The organism is Proteus sp. G4415, from assembly GCF_963896075.1.
In the GTDB taxonomy this organism is placed as follows: Bacteria; Pseudomonadota; Gammaproteobacteria; order Enterobacterales; family Enterobacteriaceae; genus Proteus; species Proteus mirabilis.
On record NZ_CAWQOK010000143.1, the window covers coordinates 1 to 16,708 of the forward strand.

Below are 16,708 nucleotides of genomic sequence, written 5' to 3' on the forward strand. Positions count from 1 at the left end.
AAAAAAAAAGTTGTTTTATTAACACTATTAAGCTGTTTTTCTACCAGTGGATTAAGCGCAAATGAAACAGGAAATTTAGGCTCAATCAGTGAATCAAGGCGTGCATTGCAAGATAGCCAACGTGAAATTAATCAATTAATAGAACAAAATCGCTATCAGCAACTGCAAGAAAAAGCGGTAAATATTTCACCTACCCCAACTTTAATTACTGAGTCAGAACATTGTTTGCCTATAAAAGGCGTTTATATTCAGGGTATTACTTTACTTACTGAGAAGGATCTCAATTCATTATCTCCGTTACCTGATCAATGTATTAAGAGTGCTGATATTAATCGCCTCGTGAAAGAACTCACACAGCGTTATCTTCAACATGGTTATATTACCGCACGTATCCAATTTTTACGTCCTAACCAACATGGCGAATTAGGTCTGTATGCTATTGAAGGGTTTGTTGAACGTATTGAAGGAGGTGATCGAGGTGTTAACACCACACTACTATTTCCTCGAATCAAAGGGCAACCATTAAAACTCGCTACACTCGATCAAGGCTTAGATCAAGCTAACCGTTTGCAATCAAATAAAGTCACAGTGGATATTCTTCCCGGTACCGAATTGGGGAGCTCTGTCATTAAGTTGTCTAATCAACGAAAATCACCTTGGCATCTCAATATCGCTAGTGACAATTATGGACAGAAAAATTCAGGCCGCTGGTTAATACGAACGAATGCTAGTTTAGATAGCCCATTAGGTTTATCTGATTTTGTAAGCTTAAATGCCAATATAACCACAGATAACCCGAATACCCGTTTTAATCGTGCTTATACTTTGCTCTATTCAATTCCTTATGGTGGTTTTACTTTTAGCTCTTTTGGTAGTTATTCGGAGTACCAATTTCACCAAAAATTACAAACACGTACTGTCAGCTTATATGGCGATACCACTCAAGTAGGTATTAGAGGCGATTATGCTTTTAGCCGTAGCCAAAAACAAATTGATACCTTAAATATTCAAGTCACTCATAAACGTATACGCAACTATTTTAGCCAAATTCGTTTAGATCTCAGTAGCCCTAAATTAACCACTATTGAATTAGGGATTAATCATTTGCAGATTATTCCAAATGGCGTATTGAGCACTAATCTGAGTGTTGAAAAAGCGGTCGGCTGGTTTGGCGCAGAGGAAACACCCTATATCGCTAACGGTAATGGTAACGACTATCGCTTTACAAAAGTTAAGCTATTTGCCAATTGGTATCAACGCTTTTCTCTATGGCATTCAACATTTTTATTCAATAGTTCTTTTTTAGGCCAATACAGCCACGACACACTCCCCGGCGTTGAATGGCTAAGTTTAACAGACAAAAACGCCATTCGTGGTTTTGATCAAAGCACACTTTCTGGTGATAACGGTGGCTATTTACGCAATACCCTCTCCTATCCCTATCGACTTAACCACTTTTCTATCACACCTCGTATAGGGGTAGATATCGGTCAAGTAAAACAACATGGTAACTACAAAGGATGGCAAGGTGGTTACGGCCTAAGCTCCGGCTTAAATATTCAATATCAACAAGCACAACTCGACCTTGAAGTTGCAAAAGGCGAGTTACTGTATCACCAAACAAATTCCAATAAAACCAAAGATCCTACTCAACTACTGGTTAAATTTTCATACTTATTTTGATCTACATTCATAGCAACAAATGGAGATAACTCTATGAAATCAAAAAACTTTAAACTTTCACCCTCTGGGCGACTTGCTGCGTCTTTAGCAATAATTTTTGTCTCTCTTAATGCTTATGGCAATGGCATCGTGCCCGATGCAGGCCATCAAGGGCCGGATGTCTCTGCTGTTAATGGTGGTACGCAAGTGATTAATATAGTCACGCCAAATAACGAAGGGATTTCTCATAACCAATACCAAGACTTCAATGTTGGCAAGCCTGGGGCTGTATTTAATAACGCATTAGAAGCGGGACAATCTCAACTTGCGGGTCATTTAAACGCTAACAGCAATTTAAATGGTCAAGCTGCCTCTTTAATTTTGAATGAAGTTGTTAGCCGCAACCCATCATTCTTATTAGGTCAGCAAGAGGTCTTTGGTATCGCTGCTGAATATGTGCTTTCTAACCCAAATGGTATCACATGTGATGGTTGTGGTTTTATAAATACCAGCCGCTCTTCATTAGTTGTTGGTAATCCGCTCTTTGAAAATGGTCAGCTAAAAGGCTATAGCACCCTCAACAACACAAATTTACTATCGCTTGGTAAAAATGGCTTAAATACAACAGGGTTGTTAGACTTAATTGCTCCTCGTATTGATAGTAGAGGGAAAATCACTGCTGCTGAAATTTCAGCCTTTACTGGACAAAACACCTTCTCACAACATTTTGATATTCTCTCTTCACAAAAACCCGTTTCAGCATTAGATAGCTATTTCTTTGGTAGTATGCAATCGGGTCGTATCCGCATTATTAATACGGCTGAAGGTAGTGGAGTTAAATTAGCAGGTAAATTTACCGCAGATAACGACCTAAGTGTTAAAGCCGATAATATTCAAACAGATAGTCAAGTCCGTTATGACAGTTACGATAAAGATGGCAGTGAAAATTACCAAAACTATCGTGGCGGGATCACGGTTAATAATAGTGGCTCTAGTCAAACACTCACTAAAACCGAATTAAAAGGTAAAAACATCACATTAGTAGCGAGTAGCCATAATCAAATCAAAGCCTCTGATTTAATGGGGGATGATATCACTTTACAAGGTGCTGATTTAACTATCGATGGTAAACAGCTACAGCAAAAAGAGACCGATATTGATAATCGCTGGTTCTACTCGTGGAAATACGATGTGACTAAAGAGAAAGAACAAATACAGCAAATTGGTAGCCAAATTGATGCTAAAAATAATGCGACATTAACCGCAACTAAAGGAGATGTTACCTTAGACGCGGCTAAAATTAATGCGGGGAATAACCTTGCAATTAATGCCAATAAAGATATCCATATCAATGGATTAGTTGAGAAAGAAAGTCGTAGTGAAAATGGCAATAAACGTAATCATACTTCTCGCTTAGAAAGTGGTAGTTGGAGTAACAGCCACCAAACTGAGACGTTGAAAGCCAGTGAATTAACGGCAGGTAAAGATCTTGGTTTAGATGCTCAAGGCTCAATAACGGCGCAAGGTGCTAAACTGCATGCGAATGAAAATGTGCTGGTCAATGCCAAAGATAACATTAATTTAAACGTCCAAAAAACCAATAATGATAAAACAGTCACCGATAATCATGTTATGTGGGGAGGTATTGGTGGTGGTCAGAATAAAAATAATAATAATCAACAACAAGTTAGTCATGCAACACAATTAACCGCTGATGGTCAATTGCTCCTTGCTGCAGATAACAATGTCAACATTACCGGTAGCCAAGTAAAAGGCAACCAAGGTGCTTTTGTTAAAACCACACAAGGTGATGTCGTCATTGATAATGCGCTGAGTGAAACCATCAGTAAAATCGATGAACGCACAGGAACCGCGTTTAATATCACTAAAAGTTCACATAAAAATGAAACTAATAAACAAACATCTACAGGTAGTGAACTCATTTCCGATGCACAATTGACCGTTGTCAGTGGCAATGATGTTAATGTCATTGGTAGTTTGATCAAAAGCGCTGATAAATTAGGTATTCATTCTTTAGGTGATATCAACGTTAAATCAGCACAACAAGTCACTAAGATTGATGATGAAAAAACATCATTAGCCATTACTGGGCACGCCAAAGAAGTTGAAGACAAGCAATATAGTGCGGGCTTTCATATCACTCATACCACCAATAAAAATACTAGCACTGAAACAGAACAAGCTAACTCAACCATTAGTGGCGCCAATGTTGATCTGCAAGCGAATAAAAATGTGACTTTTGCGGGATCTGATCTAAAGACTACCGCAGGGAATGCCTCTATTACGGGTGATAATGTTGCCTTTGTTAGTACGGAAAATAAAAAACAAGCGGACAACACAGATACCACTATTTCAGGGGGTTTTAGCTACACAGGAGGTGTAGATAAAGTCGGTTCTAAAGCCGATTTTCAATATGACAAACAACATACACAAACAGAGGTAACAAAAAATAGAGGCAGCCAAACAGAGGTTGCAGGTGATTTGACTATTACCGCGAACAAAGATTTGCTTCACGAAGGGGCTTCTCACCATGTTGAGGGGCGTTATCAAGAGTCTGGTGAAAATATTCAGCATCTTGCCGTCAATGATAGTGAAACATCTAAAACTGACAGCTTAAATGTTGGTATCGATGTTGGCGTTAATCTTGATTATAGCGGTGTAACGAAGCCAGTTAAGAAAGCAATCGAAGATGGTGTTAACACAACCAAACCGGGTAACAATACCGATTTAACTAAAAAAGTTACAGCAAGAGATGCAATTGCTAATTTAGCTAACCTTAGCAATTTAGAGACCCCCAATGTCGGTGTTGAAGTTGGTATTAAAGGTGGTGGTAGTCAGAAATCACAAACCGATAGCCAAGCCGTTTCAACCTCTATCAATGCAGGAAAAATCAACATTGATAGTAATAATAAGTTACATGATCAAAGTACTCACTATCAATCAACCCAAGAAGGTATTTCTCTCACAGCAAACACCCACACAAGTGAGGTCGCGCAAGATAAACATCAAACGACATTCCATGAAACAAAAGGCGGTGGACAAGTTGGTGTCAGTACTAAAACGGGCAGTGATATTACCGTTGCTATTAAAGGTGAAGGCCAAACAACTGATAACGCCTTAATGGAAACAAAGGCTAAAGGTAGCCAATTTACCTCAAATGGCGATATTTCGATTAATGTAGGTGAAGATGCCCATTATGAAGGTGCTCAATTTGATGCACAAAAGGGCAAAACAGTTATCAATGCGGGGGGTGATCTCACTCTTGCACAGGCGACTGATACTCATAGCGAAAGTCAATCTAATGTTAATGGTAGTGCAAATCTGAAAGTGGGCACCACGCCAGAGAGTAAAGACTATGGTGGAGGTTTCAATGCAGGGACCACTCATCACAGCAAAGAGCAGACTACCGCAAAAGTGGGCGCTATCACTGGCTCTCAAGCTATTGAATTAAACGCTGGGCATAACCTGACTTTACAAGGTACTCATTTAAGTAGCGAACAAGATATTGCATTAAATGCAACTAATAAAGTCGACCTACAATCAGCGAGCTCTGAGCGTACTGAAAAAGGCAATAATTTATCTGGAGGAGTACAAGCAGGTTTTGGTAAAAAAATGACCGATGATGCTTCATCTGTGAATGGTTTAGGTAGTGCCCAATTTGCTATTGGTAAACAAGATGAGAAAAGCGTATCTCGAGAAGGAGGAACGATTAATAACTCAGGAAACTTAACGATTAATGGCAATAGCGTCCATCTTCAAGGAGCACAAGTTAATAGTAAAGATACTCAGCTAACATCACAATCCGGTGATATCGAGATCACATCTGCGCAGTCTACTGATTATAAAAACAATTGGGGAACAGATATTGGCTTTAATGGCAAAAAAACCAATACCACCCCAAAAGAAGTTACAGAGGAGAAACCTGCTACCTCTATTCATAACATATGGGGTAAATTACTGGTTAATGTGGAAGATCAACAAAAAACGAGCCACCAAAATGCAACCTTAGAAACAGGTACATTAACGATTAATAGTAATAAAGATCTGACACTATCTGGTGCTAATGTGACTGCTGATAGCGTTACGGGTAATGTTGGTGGTTCACTCAATATTGCTAGCCAAAAAGAGAGTGATCGCCATGTTACTGTTGGCGTCAATGTTGGCTATAACCACACCAACGATCCTAAATCAAGCCAAGTGAATAAAACGGCTAAAGCCGGAGGGTCATTATTAGAGAAAACCATCAAAGATACGATTGATTCAGGAATTAAATCATCAACAGATGCTATCTCTGATAAATACAATTCCCTCTCTTCAACTATTGCAGATAAAACAGGTATCAGTGATGAAACTAAAGCCAAAATTGATCAAGGTTTTGGTAAAGTCGGTAATGGTATTAAGAATATCGTAACAGGTGCTGAGGGTCATACTGCTAATGCAGATATCAAAGTCACTCATGTAGATAATGATGCTGTCACTAAAACCACCTCCTTAACTAGCAACAACAACCTATCATTAAATGTGAATGGCTCGACAAAACTCACCGGAGCAGAAATTGCGAGTAAACAAGGCCAAGTTGATTTAGGGGGAAGTAGCGTTAAATTAGAAAATATTGAAGGTCATCATTATGAAGCCGGCGCCGATCTTGATCTGAAATCCTCTGTGGTGGATTTAGCAAAACAACTGGTAGGTGGAGATATTTCTTTTAAATCCCCCGTTAAAACGAATGAAACCGTCAATACAAAAGCATCTATTTCTGAAAAGAAATAATACAAAATAAGACCAGCATAGTCTGTTAGTCACACGGCTACGCTGTATAGAAAAACCCCCAATAATTGGTTATCCAGCTATTGGGGGTTACTTTACTTGTACTCGCTATATTCGATAATTAAATTCTATTGTGTGATCACAATTAACCTAATTTACCGTGACAATGCTTATATTTTTTACCTGAACCACAAGGGCAAGGTTCGTTACGACCCACTTTTTTGCCTGATGCCACTTGGCCATCAACGGCTGACATTTGTGATTCTTTTGTCACTTCATGGCTAAGTTGTTGCTGTTTAGCTAAACGCTCCGCCTCTTCACGACGACGACGCTCTAACTCTTCAACTTCTTCAGGTAAACGAACTTGTACTTTACTTAATGTGCTGATCACTTCATATTTCAGTGATTCCAACATATTAGCGAACATAGCAAAAGATTCACGTTTGTACTCTTGTTTTGGATCTTTTTGTGCATAACCACGTAAATGGATACCTTGACGCAGATAATCCATCGCCGCTAAGTGCTCTTTCCACAGTGAATCCAGTGTTTGTAACATGACACCTTTTTCAAAGTTACGCATCATTTCAGCACTGACAATCTCTTCTTTTGCTTTATAGACTTCGATTGATTTTTCTAAAATACGTTCGCGCAGTGTTTCTTCGTGTAGTTCAGGCTCTTTATCTAACCACTCTTTGATAGGTAAATTTAAATCAAAGTCATTTTGCAGACAGGCCGTTAAACCTTCAATATCCCACATCTCTTCTAGTGATTGAGGTGGAATATAGTTATCAATCATCGAAGTAAACACATCTTGGCGAATACTGTCGATAGTTTCACTGACATCAGCAACATCTAACAACTCATTACGTTGAGTATAAATAGCTCGACGCTGATCATTGGCTACATCATCATACTCAAGTAATTGTTTACGAATATCGAAGTTACGGTTTTCTACTTTACGTTGTGCATTAGCAATCGCTTTAGTTACCCATGGATGCTCAATAGCTTCTGTTTCGTTCATTCCCAGTTTACGCATCATGCCTGATACTTTATCAGAGGCAAAAATACGCATTAAGGAGTCTTCCATTGACAGATAGAAACGAGAAGAACCCTCATCCCCTTGACGCCCCGCACGACCACGTAACTGGTTATCGATACGACGTGATTCATGGCGTTCAGTACCAATAATATGTAAACCACCAGAAGCTAATACCGCATCATGGCGTTTTTGCCATTGTGCTTTGATCTCTTCAATTTGCTCTTCTGTTGGATTTTCCAGCTTCGCAACTTCAGTCTGCCAACTTCCCCCTAATACGATATCGGTACCACGACCAGCCATATTAGTTGCGATAGTCACCGCTGATGGTAACCCCGCATTAGCAATGATATCTGCTTCCATAGCATGGAATTTGGCATTCAGGACATTATGATGAATATTCGCTTTTGTGAGTGCTTGGGAGATCTCTTCAGATTTTTCAATCGAGATGGTCCCCACCAGTACCGGTTGTCCATTTTTAGTACGTTCACGAATATCTTCAATAATCGCGGCAAATTTACCTTTTTCATTCATATAAACTAAATCAGGTAAATCTTTACGGACCATTGGGCGGTTAGTTGGAATAACGATAGTTTCTAAACGGTAGATAGAGTTAAATTCAAAAGCTTCGGTATCTGCAGTACCAGTCATCCCCGCTAATTTCTCATATAAACGGAAATAGTTCTGGAATGTAATGGACGCTAATGTTTGGTTCTCATTTTGGATCTTCACACCTTCTTTTGCTTCTACCGCTTGGTGTAAACCATCCGACCAACGACGGCCTTGCATGGTACGACCGGTATGTTCGTCAACAATGATAACTTCGCCATCTTTAACAATGTAATCAACATCTTTTGTAAATAATGCATGGGCACGTAAGGCTGCCGTTACATGGTGCATAAGCATGATGTTAGCAGGTGAGTAAAGTGACTCGCCCTCTTTCATCATACCTGCTTCGGCTAATAACCCTTCAATTTTAACTAAGCCACGCTCAGTAATATTCACTTGACGCGTTTTTTCGTCGACAGAGTAATCCCCTTCCCCTTGGAAGGTATCTGAATCTTCTTTTTCTTGAGGCACTAAATGAGGAATAACTTTATTCATTTTAATATAAAGTTCAGAGCTATCCTCAGCAGGCCCTGAAATAATCAGTGGAGTACGAGCTTCATCAATTAAAATGGAGTCAACCTCATCCACTAATGCATAGTGTAATTTACGTTGGACACGCTCTTCAGGGCTAAACGCCATATTGTCACGCAAATAGTCGAAACCAAATTCGTTATTTGTACCGTAAGTGATATCTGCGTTATAAGCTTCACGTTTTGCTGGTGGTGCCATATTAGGGAGGTTGATACCAACACTTAACCCTAAGAATTCAAATAGTGGGCGGTTATTTTCCGCATCCCGTTGCGCCAAATAGTCATTGACGGTAACAACGTGCACCCCTTTACCTGATAGCGCATTTAAATAAGCAGGCAGTGTTGCAGTTAAGGTTTTACCTTCCCCTGTACGCATCTCTGCGATACAGCGATCATTTAATACCATACCGCCAATAAGCTGTACGTCAAAGTGACGCATACCAAAAACACGTTTACTCGCTTCACGTACAGTGGCAAAAGCTTCAGGTAAAATATCCTCTTCTTTTTCACCTTTTTTTAAACGCTCACGAAATTCATCTGTTTTGGCTTTCAATTCATCGTCGGTTAATTTTTCAAATTCTGGCTCTAGTTGATTGATTTGAGCAACCACTTTACGCATACGACGAATAGCGCGTTCATTACGACTACCAAAAATTTTGGTTACAATTTTACCTAACATAACTCTTTATTCTCATTTATGGCGTAAATACGCCGAATACAGCCTCTATGTTTATCGACGATAAATCATAGAGATAAGCATAATCTAACAAAGATTAACAAACTCAATTAAGCTGTTAGGTAAGGTCCAGCACGGATACCGCGGATCTGAGCAAGCCATAATCCGGTATGATAGGAAATACGATTTTCCGTTAATACGCTACGGGAAATCGGTAAATTAACCAGGGTAGAAGATGGCGCTTGAGTCAGTAACGCATAAAGCGTATCAAGCATGACCTCAGCAACATTCGCAACAGGTGATGGCTCATCTTTTGCTTTTACCATCAATTCAGGTGAATGAATGGTAAAAGCAAAAGAGAGCTGCTTAATCACATTTTTAACGGCATGCTGTTGCCAGTAATTAAAGGTGAAGGATGAAGCAGGATTCTGTACACTCTGGCGTAAGAATAAATTATCAAAAGCGATTAATGCTTGGCTTTGACGATTTTGTGAGGAAGGTGTATCCGTTTGTGATGGATTTTCAGCATGGGCAGACACCAGCGAAGGCATACCAATACCTGCTGCTACCATCCCTAATAGCAGATGCGACCAAAAATATCGTCTGCCAAATTGTCGCCAAAAATTTATAATGCTCATTAACCTTCGTTATTTAATTTTATAATTTGTGGAGTCAAAATCTATGCGGGATAGCTACCCACAATCATTGGAAAACATCCTAAAAGAGCTTGAAGGTTCCAATAAAAGCACATTACAGCTTATACAACAGCGTGCAACAATTTTACTCAAATTAAATCGTACCGTCATGGCACTTTTACCAGCACCGTTACAAGGTAAATGCCGTGTCGCCAATTATCGCAATGCTATTTTAATTATTGAAGTCACAAACGCAAGTTGGATGACCCGATTACGTTATGAAATTCCATCATTACTTTCTGCATTAAGAAAGGAAATTTTACCATCGTTATCCTCAATAGACATCAAAATAAATCCTTCTTTAAGCATAAAAGCGGGAAAAAAGAGTGTCACTTCATCATTAAAAGATCCAACACCCGTAAAAAAACGCCATTTAAGTGTAGAGAGTGCACAATCATTGAAATATTTGGCAGAGAAAAGCCCGAAGAAATTAAGAGAAAGATTAGAACGGTTGGCTGCACTTGCCGGAGAGAGTACAAGTACAGCCAAAGATGACGCTAATTAGAGATAATTAACGTGCTTTCCAATTGAGCGATTAAGCAAAAACTGTCGATGGCGCTTTAAATGCCACTGGCATTTTCGCTTCGTCTTCAAAGGTGACGAATTCCCAAGCAGACTCTTTTGCTAAAACAGCTTGGAGCAATTTATTATTTAGTGCATGACCTGATTTAAACGCGGTAAATTCACCGATAATGTTATAGCCACACATAAATAAATCACCGATTGCATCTAACATTTTATGACGAACAAATTCGTCTTCAAAACGTAAACCATCATCGTTGAGGACACGATAGTCATCAACCACGATAGCGCAATCAAAGCTACCGCCTAAACACAATCCTTTCGATTGTAAATATTCAATATCACGCATAAATCCAAATGTACGAGCACGACTTATTTGACTCATAAAGGATTCAGCAGAGAAATCTAATTTATAACGCTGAGTACTTGCATCGATAGCAGGATGGTTAAAATCGATAGTAAAATCTAATTTAAAACCATTATAAGGACGCATTTCCGCCCATTTATCGCCATCTTCAACACGTACTGTTTCCTTGATACGGATGAATTTTTTCGCAGTGCGAAGCTCTTCAATACCTGCATCAAGCAATAAGAAAACAAAAGGTGCTGCACTGCCATCCATAATAGGAATTTCAGGTGCATCCACTTCAATTACGATATTATCAATGCCTAAACCAGCCAGTGCTGCATTTAAATGCTCAACGGTTGATATACGCACATCATCTTCATTCACTAAGCAAGTACATAACATAGTGTCACGAACTGATTTTGCGTCTGCTGGAAAATCCACCGGTGGATTTAAGTCAGTACGACGGTAGATGACCCCAGTATTAGCTGGCGCCGGACGCATTGTAAGCGTAACTTTTTTACCCGTGTGGAGCCCCACACCAGTTGCTTGTACAATTCGTTTTAATGTCCGTTGTTTGATCATCATTTTATCTCGCAATATTATCCGTCCTACCAATTATTATACTTATAATTGGCAGGACAGTTTAGCACAAAAAGCGGAGATGCCAATCTTTTTGACGATTAATCAGCCTGTTTTCTTAAGAAAGCAGGGATATCTAAATAATCTGGCTCTTTGTTAGCTTGAGTAGATTGTTCATTAACCGCTTTAGCTGCCGGCTTGCTCTCTTCTACTGTAGAGAAAGAGGACATGCTATTTTGCATTTGCTGATAACGATTTTCCATAGCGTTTTGTTGATTTTGCTTATTAGTTACCAGCGTAATTTCTGGACGTTTATCCATGCCGATACCTGTAGCAACCACAGTAACACGCAGTTCATCGTTCATTTCAGGGTCAAGAGAAGTACCAATCACCACTGTGGCGTTATCTGATGCAAATGCACGAATGGTGTTACCGACGGTTTCAAACTCATCAAGACGTAAATCAAAGCCTGCTGTAATATTAACTAACACACCACGTGCGCCAGACAGGTCGATATCTTCCAGTAATGGACTTGAAATCGCCATTTCAGCGGCTTCTTCAGCACGATCTTCGCCTTTAGCTGCACCAGATCCCATCATGGCATAACCCATCTCTGACATCACCGTTCTCACGTCAGCAAAGTCGACGTTCATCAAACCTGGGCGAGTGATCAGTTCTGCGATACCTTGAACAGCACCTTTTAATACATCATTTGCCGCACCAAATGCGTCAAGTAACGAAATACCACGGCCGAGTACTTTTAGCAGCTTGTCATTTGGAATAGTGATTAATGAGTCAACATGCTTAGATAACTCAGTAATTCCCTGCTCAGCAAATGCCATACGCTTTTTGCCTTCAAAATTAAAAGGCTTAGTCACAACAGCAACCGTTAAAATACCTAACTCTTTCGCAACTTCAGCAACGACTGGCGCAGCACCGGTACCAGTACCACCGCCCATACCCGCAGCAATAAATACCATATCCGCACCTTCTAGTGCAGCGCGTAACGCTTCACGATCTTCTTCGGCAGCATTACGGCCTACCTCAGGGTTTGCACCTGCACCTAAGCCTTTCGTAATGGCATTACCGATTTGGATAGTTTGTCCAACTGCTGTTTTACGTAATGCTTGAGCATCAGTATTGACCGCGAAGAAATCAACGCCTTCAATACGTTCACGAACCATGTGCTCAACCGCATTACCGCCGCCGCCACCAACGCCGATGACTTTGATCACCGCATCGTTGGTTAATTCCATAGGTTCAAACATAATTTCTCTCCGTTTTGTGCCTTTTAGGGTCGCTTGCTCAAACGACCTCTTTTTAAATTTGTCTGATGATTAAAACTCTCTTTTTAACCAGCCAGTGAGTTTTTTTAGCCAACCACTAACTGCAGAGCGTTTTTCGGTTTCAGTTTCCTCACCAAAGTGAGATTCTTTACCGTAATGCAAAAGCCCGACTGCCGTAGAATAGAAGGGATCCTGCGCATAATCTGTTAGCCCGGTAATATTTAACGGTTTACCGATCCGTACTTGCGTGTGGAAAACACGTTGAGCACATTCAACAAGTCCATCTATCTGTGCAGCACCACCTGTTAAAACAATACCTGCCGCTAAATGGTGCTTTATTCCTTGCTGACGTAATTGTTCCTGAACACTCAAAATCTCTTCATTAACAAGATTTAGAAGCTCGGTATAACGCGGTTCAATCACCTCAGCAAGTGTTTGCCGTTGTAGACTTCTTGGTGGTCTACCTCCGACACTTGGAACTTCGACATTTTCATCTTTGCCAACTAAAGAGCCTAATGCACAGCCATGACGCACTTTTATTGCTTCAGCGTCATTTGGTGGTGTACCAAAAGCGTAAGCAATATCGCTAGTCACAACGTTGCCTGCATAAGGAATGACACGAGTATGTCTTAATGCACCACCGGTATATATGGCGATATCCATGGTTCCGCCACCCATATCAACGACACAAACACCTAATTCGCGCTCATCTTCTGTTAGCACAGCAAAACTTGAAGCCAGTCCTGCAAAAATCAGTTGATCCACTTTTAAACCACAGCGCTCAACTGCTTTTACTATATTCTTCGCCATATCGTTATGGCAGGTAATCAGATGTACTTTAGCCTGCATACGTACACCAGATAACCCAACAGGGTTTTTGATCCCTTCTTGGTAATCAATGGCGTACTCTTGCGGTATTACGTGTAAAACACGGTGTTCATCTTTTACTTTGACGGATTTCGCAGTATGCACCACGCTATCAACATCATCTTGTGTTACTTCTTCTTCTGAAATTGGCACCATACCAATTTCATTTTGGCAGCTAATATGTTTGCCTGATAACGCCAAATATACTGACGATATTTGGCAATCTGCCATCAATTCAGCCTGATCTACAGCCCGTTGTACACATTTTACGACGGATTCGAGATCGTTCACGCCACCTTTGTCCATACCCCGAGATGGGCAACTTCCCACCCCGATAATATTCACTACGCCATCAGGCAGGATCTCACCGACAAGGGTGGCTACTTTGGCCGTACCAATCTCAAGACCAACTACTAATTTTCTGTCCGTCGCTTTGATCATTATTGTTCTGCCTTCGCCTTCATCGTGTCATCTGCCACGTCTTGTTTATTCATTCACATCAAGTAATAAAGGAGCCCATCCAACTGCACCACCACTGTCATAACGCAAATCGACATAATCAACCCGTTTGTCAGTCTGTTGTTGCAAGATAGGATACAGCTCAATAAAGCGAGCAATCCGTTTTTCGGTATCCTTACGCCCTAACTCCAATCGGACATCATTGTCTAAGACTAATTGCCATCCTTGACGAGCTGACATTGATGCTGCTTTTAATTTCAGATTACTGGCAAGAAGCTGATCTCTCATTGCTAAATAACCTGCTAATACCATTTTCTCACTTCCTTGCGGCCCATATAATAGTGGGTAATTTCCTTGTGTTTCCAATCGCGTTGGCAGACTGAAAATTCGGCCTTCTCTATCAAGAAAATGTGTGTCATTCCAACGGGTAAATGGCACATACTCCACCAGATGGATTTTTAATTCGTCTGGCCATTGTTTACGTACGGTCACTTGCCTGATCCATGGCATACGTTCAATTTGTTGCTGAATGATATTGACATCCTGTGTCATAAAAGTGCCTGGTTGGCCTAAAGATAAAATGGCCTGACGCACATCATCATTCGTTGTGTAATGCCGCTCACCAGTAAGTACAAGCTTTGATATCGGTAGACGATTAGCATCTTTCATCCAATTCACAACTTGTATTCCGCCCCAAATAATGGTGGCAATCACACATAAGAAGAAGATTAATCCTGATAAATAGCTACCATTACTCGGCCTATCAGAATGACGTTTCTCTTTTATCTCTTTATTATTTAGCGCTGCTTGTGACATAGTAAATTCATTCACCCCTGCGCAACATTCAAATAAGAGAATCGGCTATTCTTTTGTACGATATTCCTACGATTAATACTTCCACTAGATATATATACTCTATAAATACCTTTAGCTTTGATAATTAAATCACTAAATTGTTCAATCTGTTGAGAATTATTTACCTTAAAAGTCAAAATAGCGAGTTTTTCTTTAAATTTCGCTACTTTTAACTGATAAATTTTTCCCACATCTCTTTGAGCAAGCAAATTACCGATCGTATTTTTCGCAAATAAGATCTCTTTTTGACTAAAATCTCCCACCATTACAGTCATTTTCTTAACCATTTCACCATAAATGATGTTCACTTGCTCAAACATCCGTCTTAATCCTCGCTTAAAGATGGTTGTAATTTTGTTTCTGCTAAGCGACGCGCTATTTTACCAATATTTCCAGCACCTTGAACTAAAACAAGATCATTATCTATTAATACACCCGCTAATATTGAGGAGATGTTCTCAACATCAGAAACCCAAATCGGATCTAGTTTGCCACGTTGACGAATAGTACGACACAGTGAACGACTATCTGCACCGGGAATAGGCGCCTCTCCTGCTGCATAAACATCGGTTAATAATAAAATATCAACTTGATTAAGCACCGTTGCAAAATCTTCATATAAATCACGAGTACGTGTATAACGATGTGGTTGAAATAACATCACTAAACGTTTATCAGGCCAACCTGCTCGTGCCGCTTTTATCGTTGCATCAACTTCTGTTGGGTGATGTCCATAGTCATCCACCAGCATGACTTCCCCTTCTTGGCCATTCACATGCTCAAGACTGAAATTTCCCAAGAAATCGAAACGACGCCCAGTGCCTTGGAAATTAAGTAGTGCGGCTAAAATATGCTCATCCGCAATCCCTTCTTCTGTAGCAACAGCCACAGCTGCGGTTGCATTTAAGGCGTTATGACGTCCCGGCGCATTTAATACCACATCTAAATCAGGCATATCTTCACGAGAAATAGTGAAAAATCCTTGCGCACCTTTTTGTTCGTAATGAGTAATGCGTACATCAGCATCTTCACTAAAACCATAGGTAGTAATATAACGCCCTACTTTAGGAATAATTGACCGAATAACATCGTCATCAATACACATCACTGCGCGACCATAAAACGGTAAGTTGTGTAAAAAAGTAATAAAAGTCTCTTTTAAATTATCAAAATTACCGTGATAAGTGTCCATATGGTCAGCTTCAATATTCGTTACCACCGCAACCATAGGTTGAAGATGTAAGAAAGAAGCATCACTCTCATCCGCTTCTGCAATTAAATAGCGGCTACAACCTAAACGAGCATGGGTACCTGCTGATTTCACTAAACCGCCATTAACAAAGGTTGGATCTAATCCTGCTTGTGCATAAATATTCGAAATCATCGCCGTTGTTGTTGTTTTACCGTGGGTTCCTGCAATCGCAACCCCGTGACGATAACGCATTAACTCCGCTAACATTTCTGCACGACGTATCACAGGAATACGCGCTTCTCTTGCTGCAATAATTTCCGGATTATCTGCACTAATTGCGGTAGAAACCACCACAACACTAGCATCACGAATATTTTCAGGGCGATGATTAAAATAGATTGTCGCCCCTAATGCAACGAGTTGTTGTGTGACTACATTAGGCGCTAAATCAGAACCACTGATTGCATAACCTTCATTAGCCAACACTTCGGCGATCCCGCCCATGCCGGCACCACCAATGCCAACAAAGTGGATATGCCTAACTTTTCTCATCTCAGGCACAAAAGATCTTAATTTCGCCAGCTGTTGTGTATTCACTATTTA

General features: G+C 40.2%; 11 protein-coding genes. 3 read left to right on the top strand and 8 right to left on the bottom strand.

Going from position 1 to position 16,708, the window contains the following annotated elements; all coding sequences use genetic code 11:
* Window positions 1-1,683, top strand: a 1,683-nt coding sequence (gene hpmB / locus AACU95_RS15280; RefSeq protein WP_161737105.1) for a hemolysin secretion/activation protein HpmB, incomplete at its 5' end; no start/stop codon positions are given.
* Window positions 1,684-1,716: 33 nt separating this feature from the next.
* The gene (hpmA, locus tag AACU95_RS15285; protein WP_161737106.1) at window positions 1,717-6,453 is read left to right on the top strand and encodes a calcium-independent hemolysin HpmA; all 4,737 of its coding nucleotides are present in this window, start codon (window positions 1,717-1,719) and stop codon (window positions 6,451-6,453) included.
* Between the two features lie 142 nt (window positions 6,454-6,595).
* On the opposite strand, the gene secA is transcribed toward hpmA, so the two are convergent.
* Both secA and secM read right to left on the bottom strand, forming a co-directional pair.
* Window positions 6,596-9,304 carry a preprotein translocase subunit SecA gene (gene secA, locus AACU95_RS15290; RefSeq protein WP_004244101.1) on the bottom strand — a complete coding sequence of 903 codons (2,709 nt, stop codon included), beginning with the start codon at window positions 9,302-9,304 and terminating at the stop codon, window positions 6,596-6,598.
* A gap of 107 nt (window positions 9,305-9,411) precedes the next feature.
* A complete protein-coding gene (secM, locus tag AACU95_RS15295) occupies window positions 9,412-9,939 on the bottom strand; it encodes a secA translation cis-regulator SecM (RefSeq protein WP_004248559.1) in 528 nt (175 codons plus the stop codon).
* A 43-nt stretch (window positions 9,940-9,982) separates the two neighbouring features.
* On the opposite strand from secM, the gene AACU95_RS15300 reads away from it, so the two are divergent.
* Window positions 9,983-10,501 carry a DUF721 domain-containing protein gene (locus AACU95_RS15300; RefSeq protein WP_004244106.1) on the top strand — a complete coding sequence of 173 codons (519 nt, stop codon included), beginning with the start codon at window positions 9,983-9,985 and terminating at the stop codon, window positions 10,499-10,501.
* 30 nt (window positions 10,502-10,531) lie between these two features.
* Here the strand turns inward: AACU95_RS15300 and lpxC are convergent, their stop codons facing one another.
* The 6 genes from lpxC to murC form a co-directional block, all read right to left on the bottom strand.
* Window positions 10,532-11,449 carry a UDP-3-O-acyl-N-acetylglucosamine deacetylase gene (gene lpxC / locus AACU95_RS15305; RefSeq protein ID WP_012368233.1) on the bottom strand — a complete coding sequence of 306 codons (918 nt, stop codon included), beginning with the start codon at window positions 11,447-11,449 and terminating at the stop codon, window positions 10,532-10,534.
* 98 nt (window positions 11,450-11,547) lie between these two features.
* On the bottom strand, window positions 11,548-12,714 hold the full coding sequence (ftsZ, locus tag AACU95_RS15310) for a cell division protein FtsZ (protein ID WP_004244108.1): 1,167 nt from the start codon (window positions 12,712-12,714) through the stop codon (window positions 11,548-11,550).
* 69 nt (window positions 12,715-12,783) lie between these two features.
* On the bottom strand, window positions 12,784-14,040 hold the full coding sequence (ftsA, locus tag AACU95_RS15315) for a cell division protein FtsA (protein WP_004244110.1): 1,257 nt from the start codon (window positions 14,038-14,040) through the stop codon (window positions 12,784-12,786).
* A 45-nt stretch (window positions 14,041-14,085) separates the two neighbouring features.
* A complete protein-coding gene (gene ftsQ, locus AACU95_RS15320; RefSeq protein WP_012368234.1) occupies window positions 14,086-14,874 on the bottom strand; it encodes a cell division protein FtsQ in 789 nt (262 codons plus the stop codon).
* 11 nt (window positions 14,875-14,885) lie between these two features.
* Window positions 14,886-15,233, bottom strand: a complete 348-nt coding sequence (locus AACU95_RS15325) for a hypothetical protein (RefSeq protein ID WP_004244114.1) — start codon at window positions 15,231-15,233, stop codon at window positions 14,886-14,888.
* 5 nt (window positions 15,234-15,238) lie between these two features.
* Window positions 15,239-16,702 carry a UDP-N-acetylmuramate--L-alanine ligase gene (gene murC / locus AACU95_RS15330; protein WP_141191989.1) on the bottom strand — a complete coding sequence of 488 codons (1,464 nt, stop codon included), beginning with the start codon at window positions 16,700-16,702 and terminating at the stop codon, window positions 15,239-15,241.
* Window positions 16,703-16,708 lie beyond the last annotated feature (6 nt).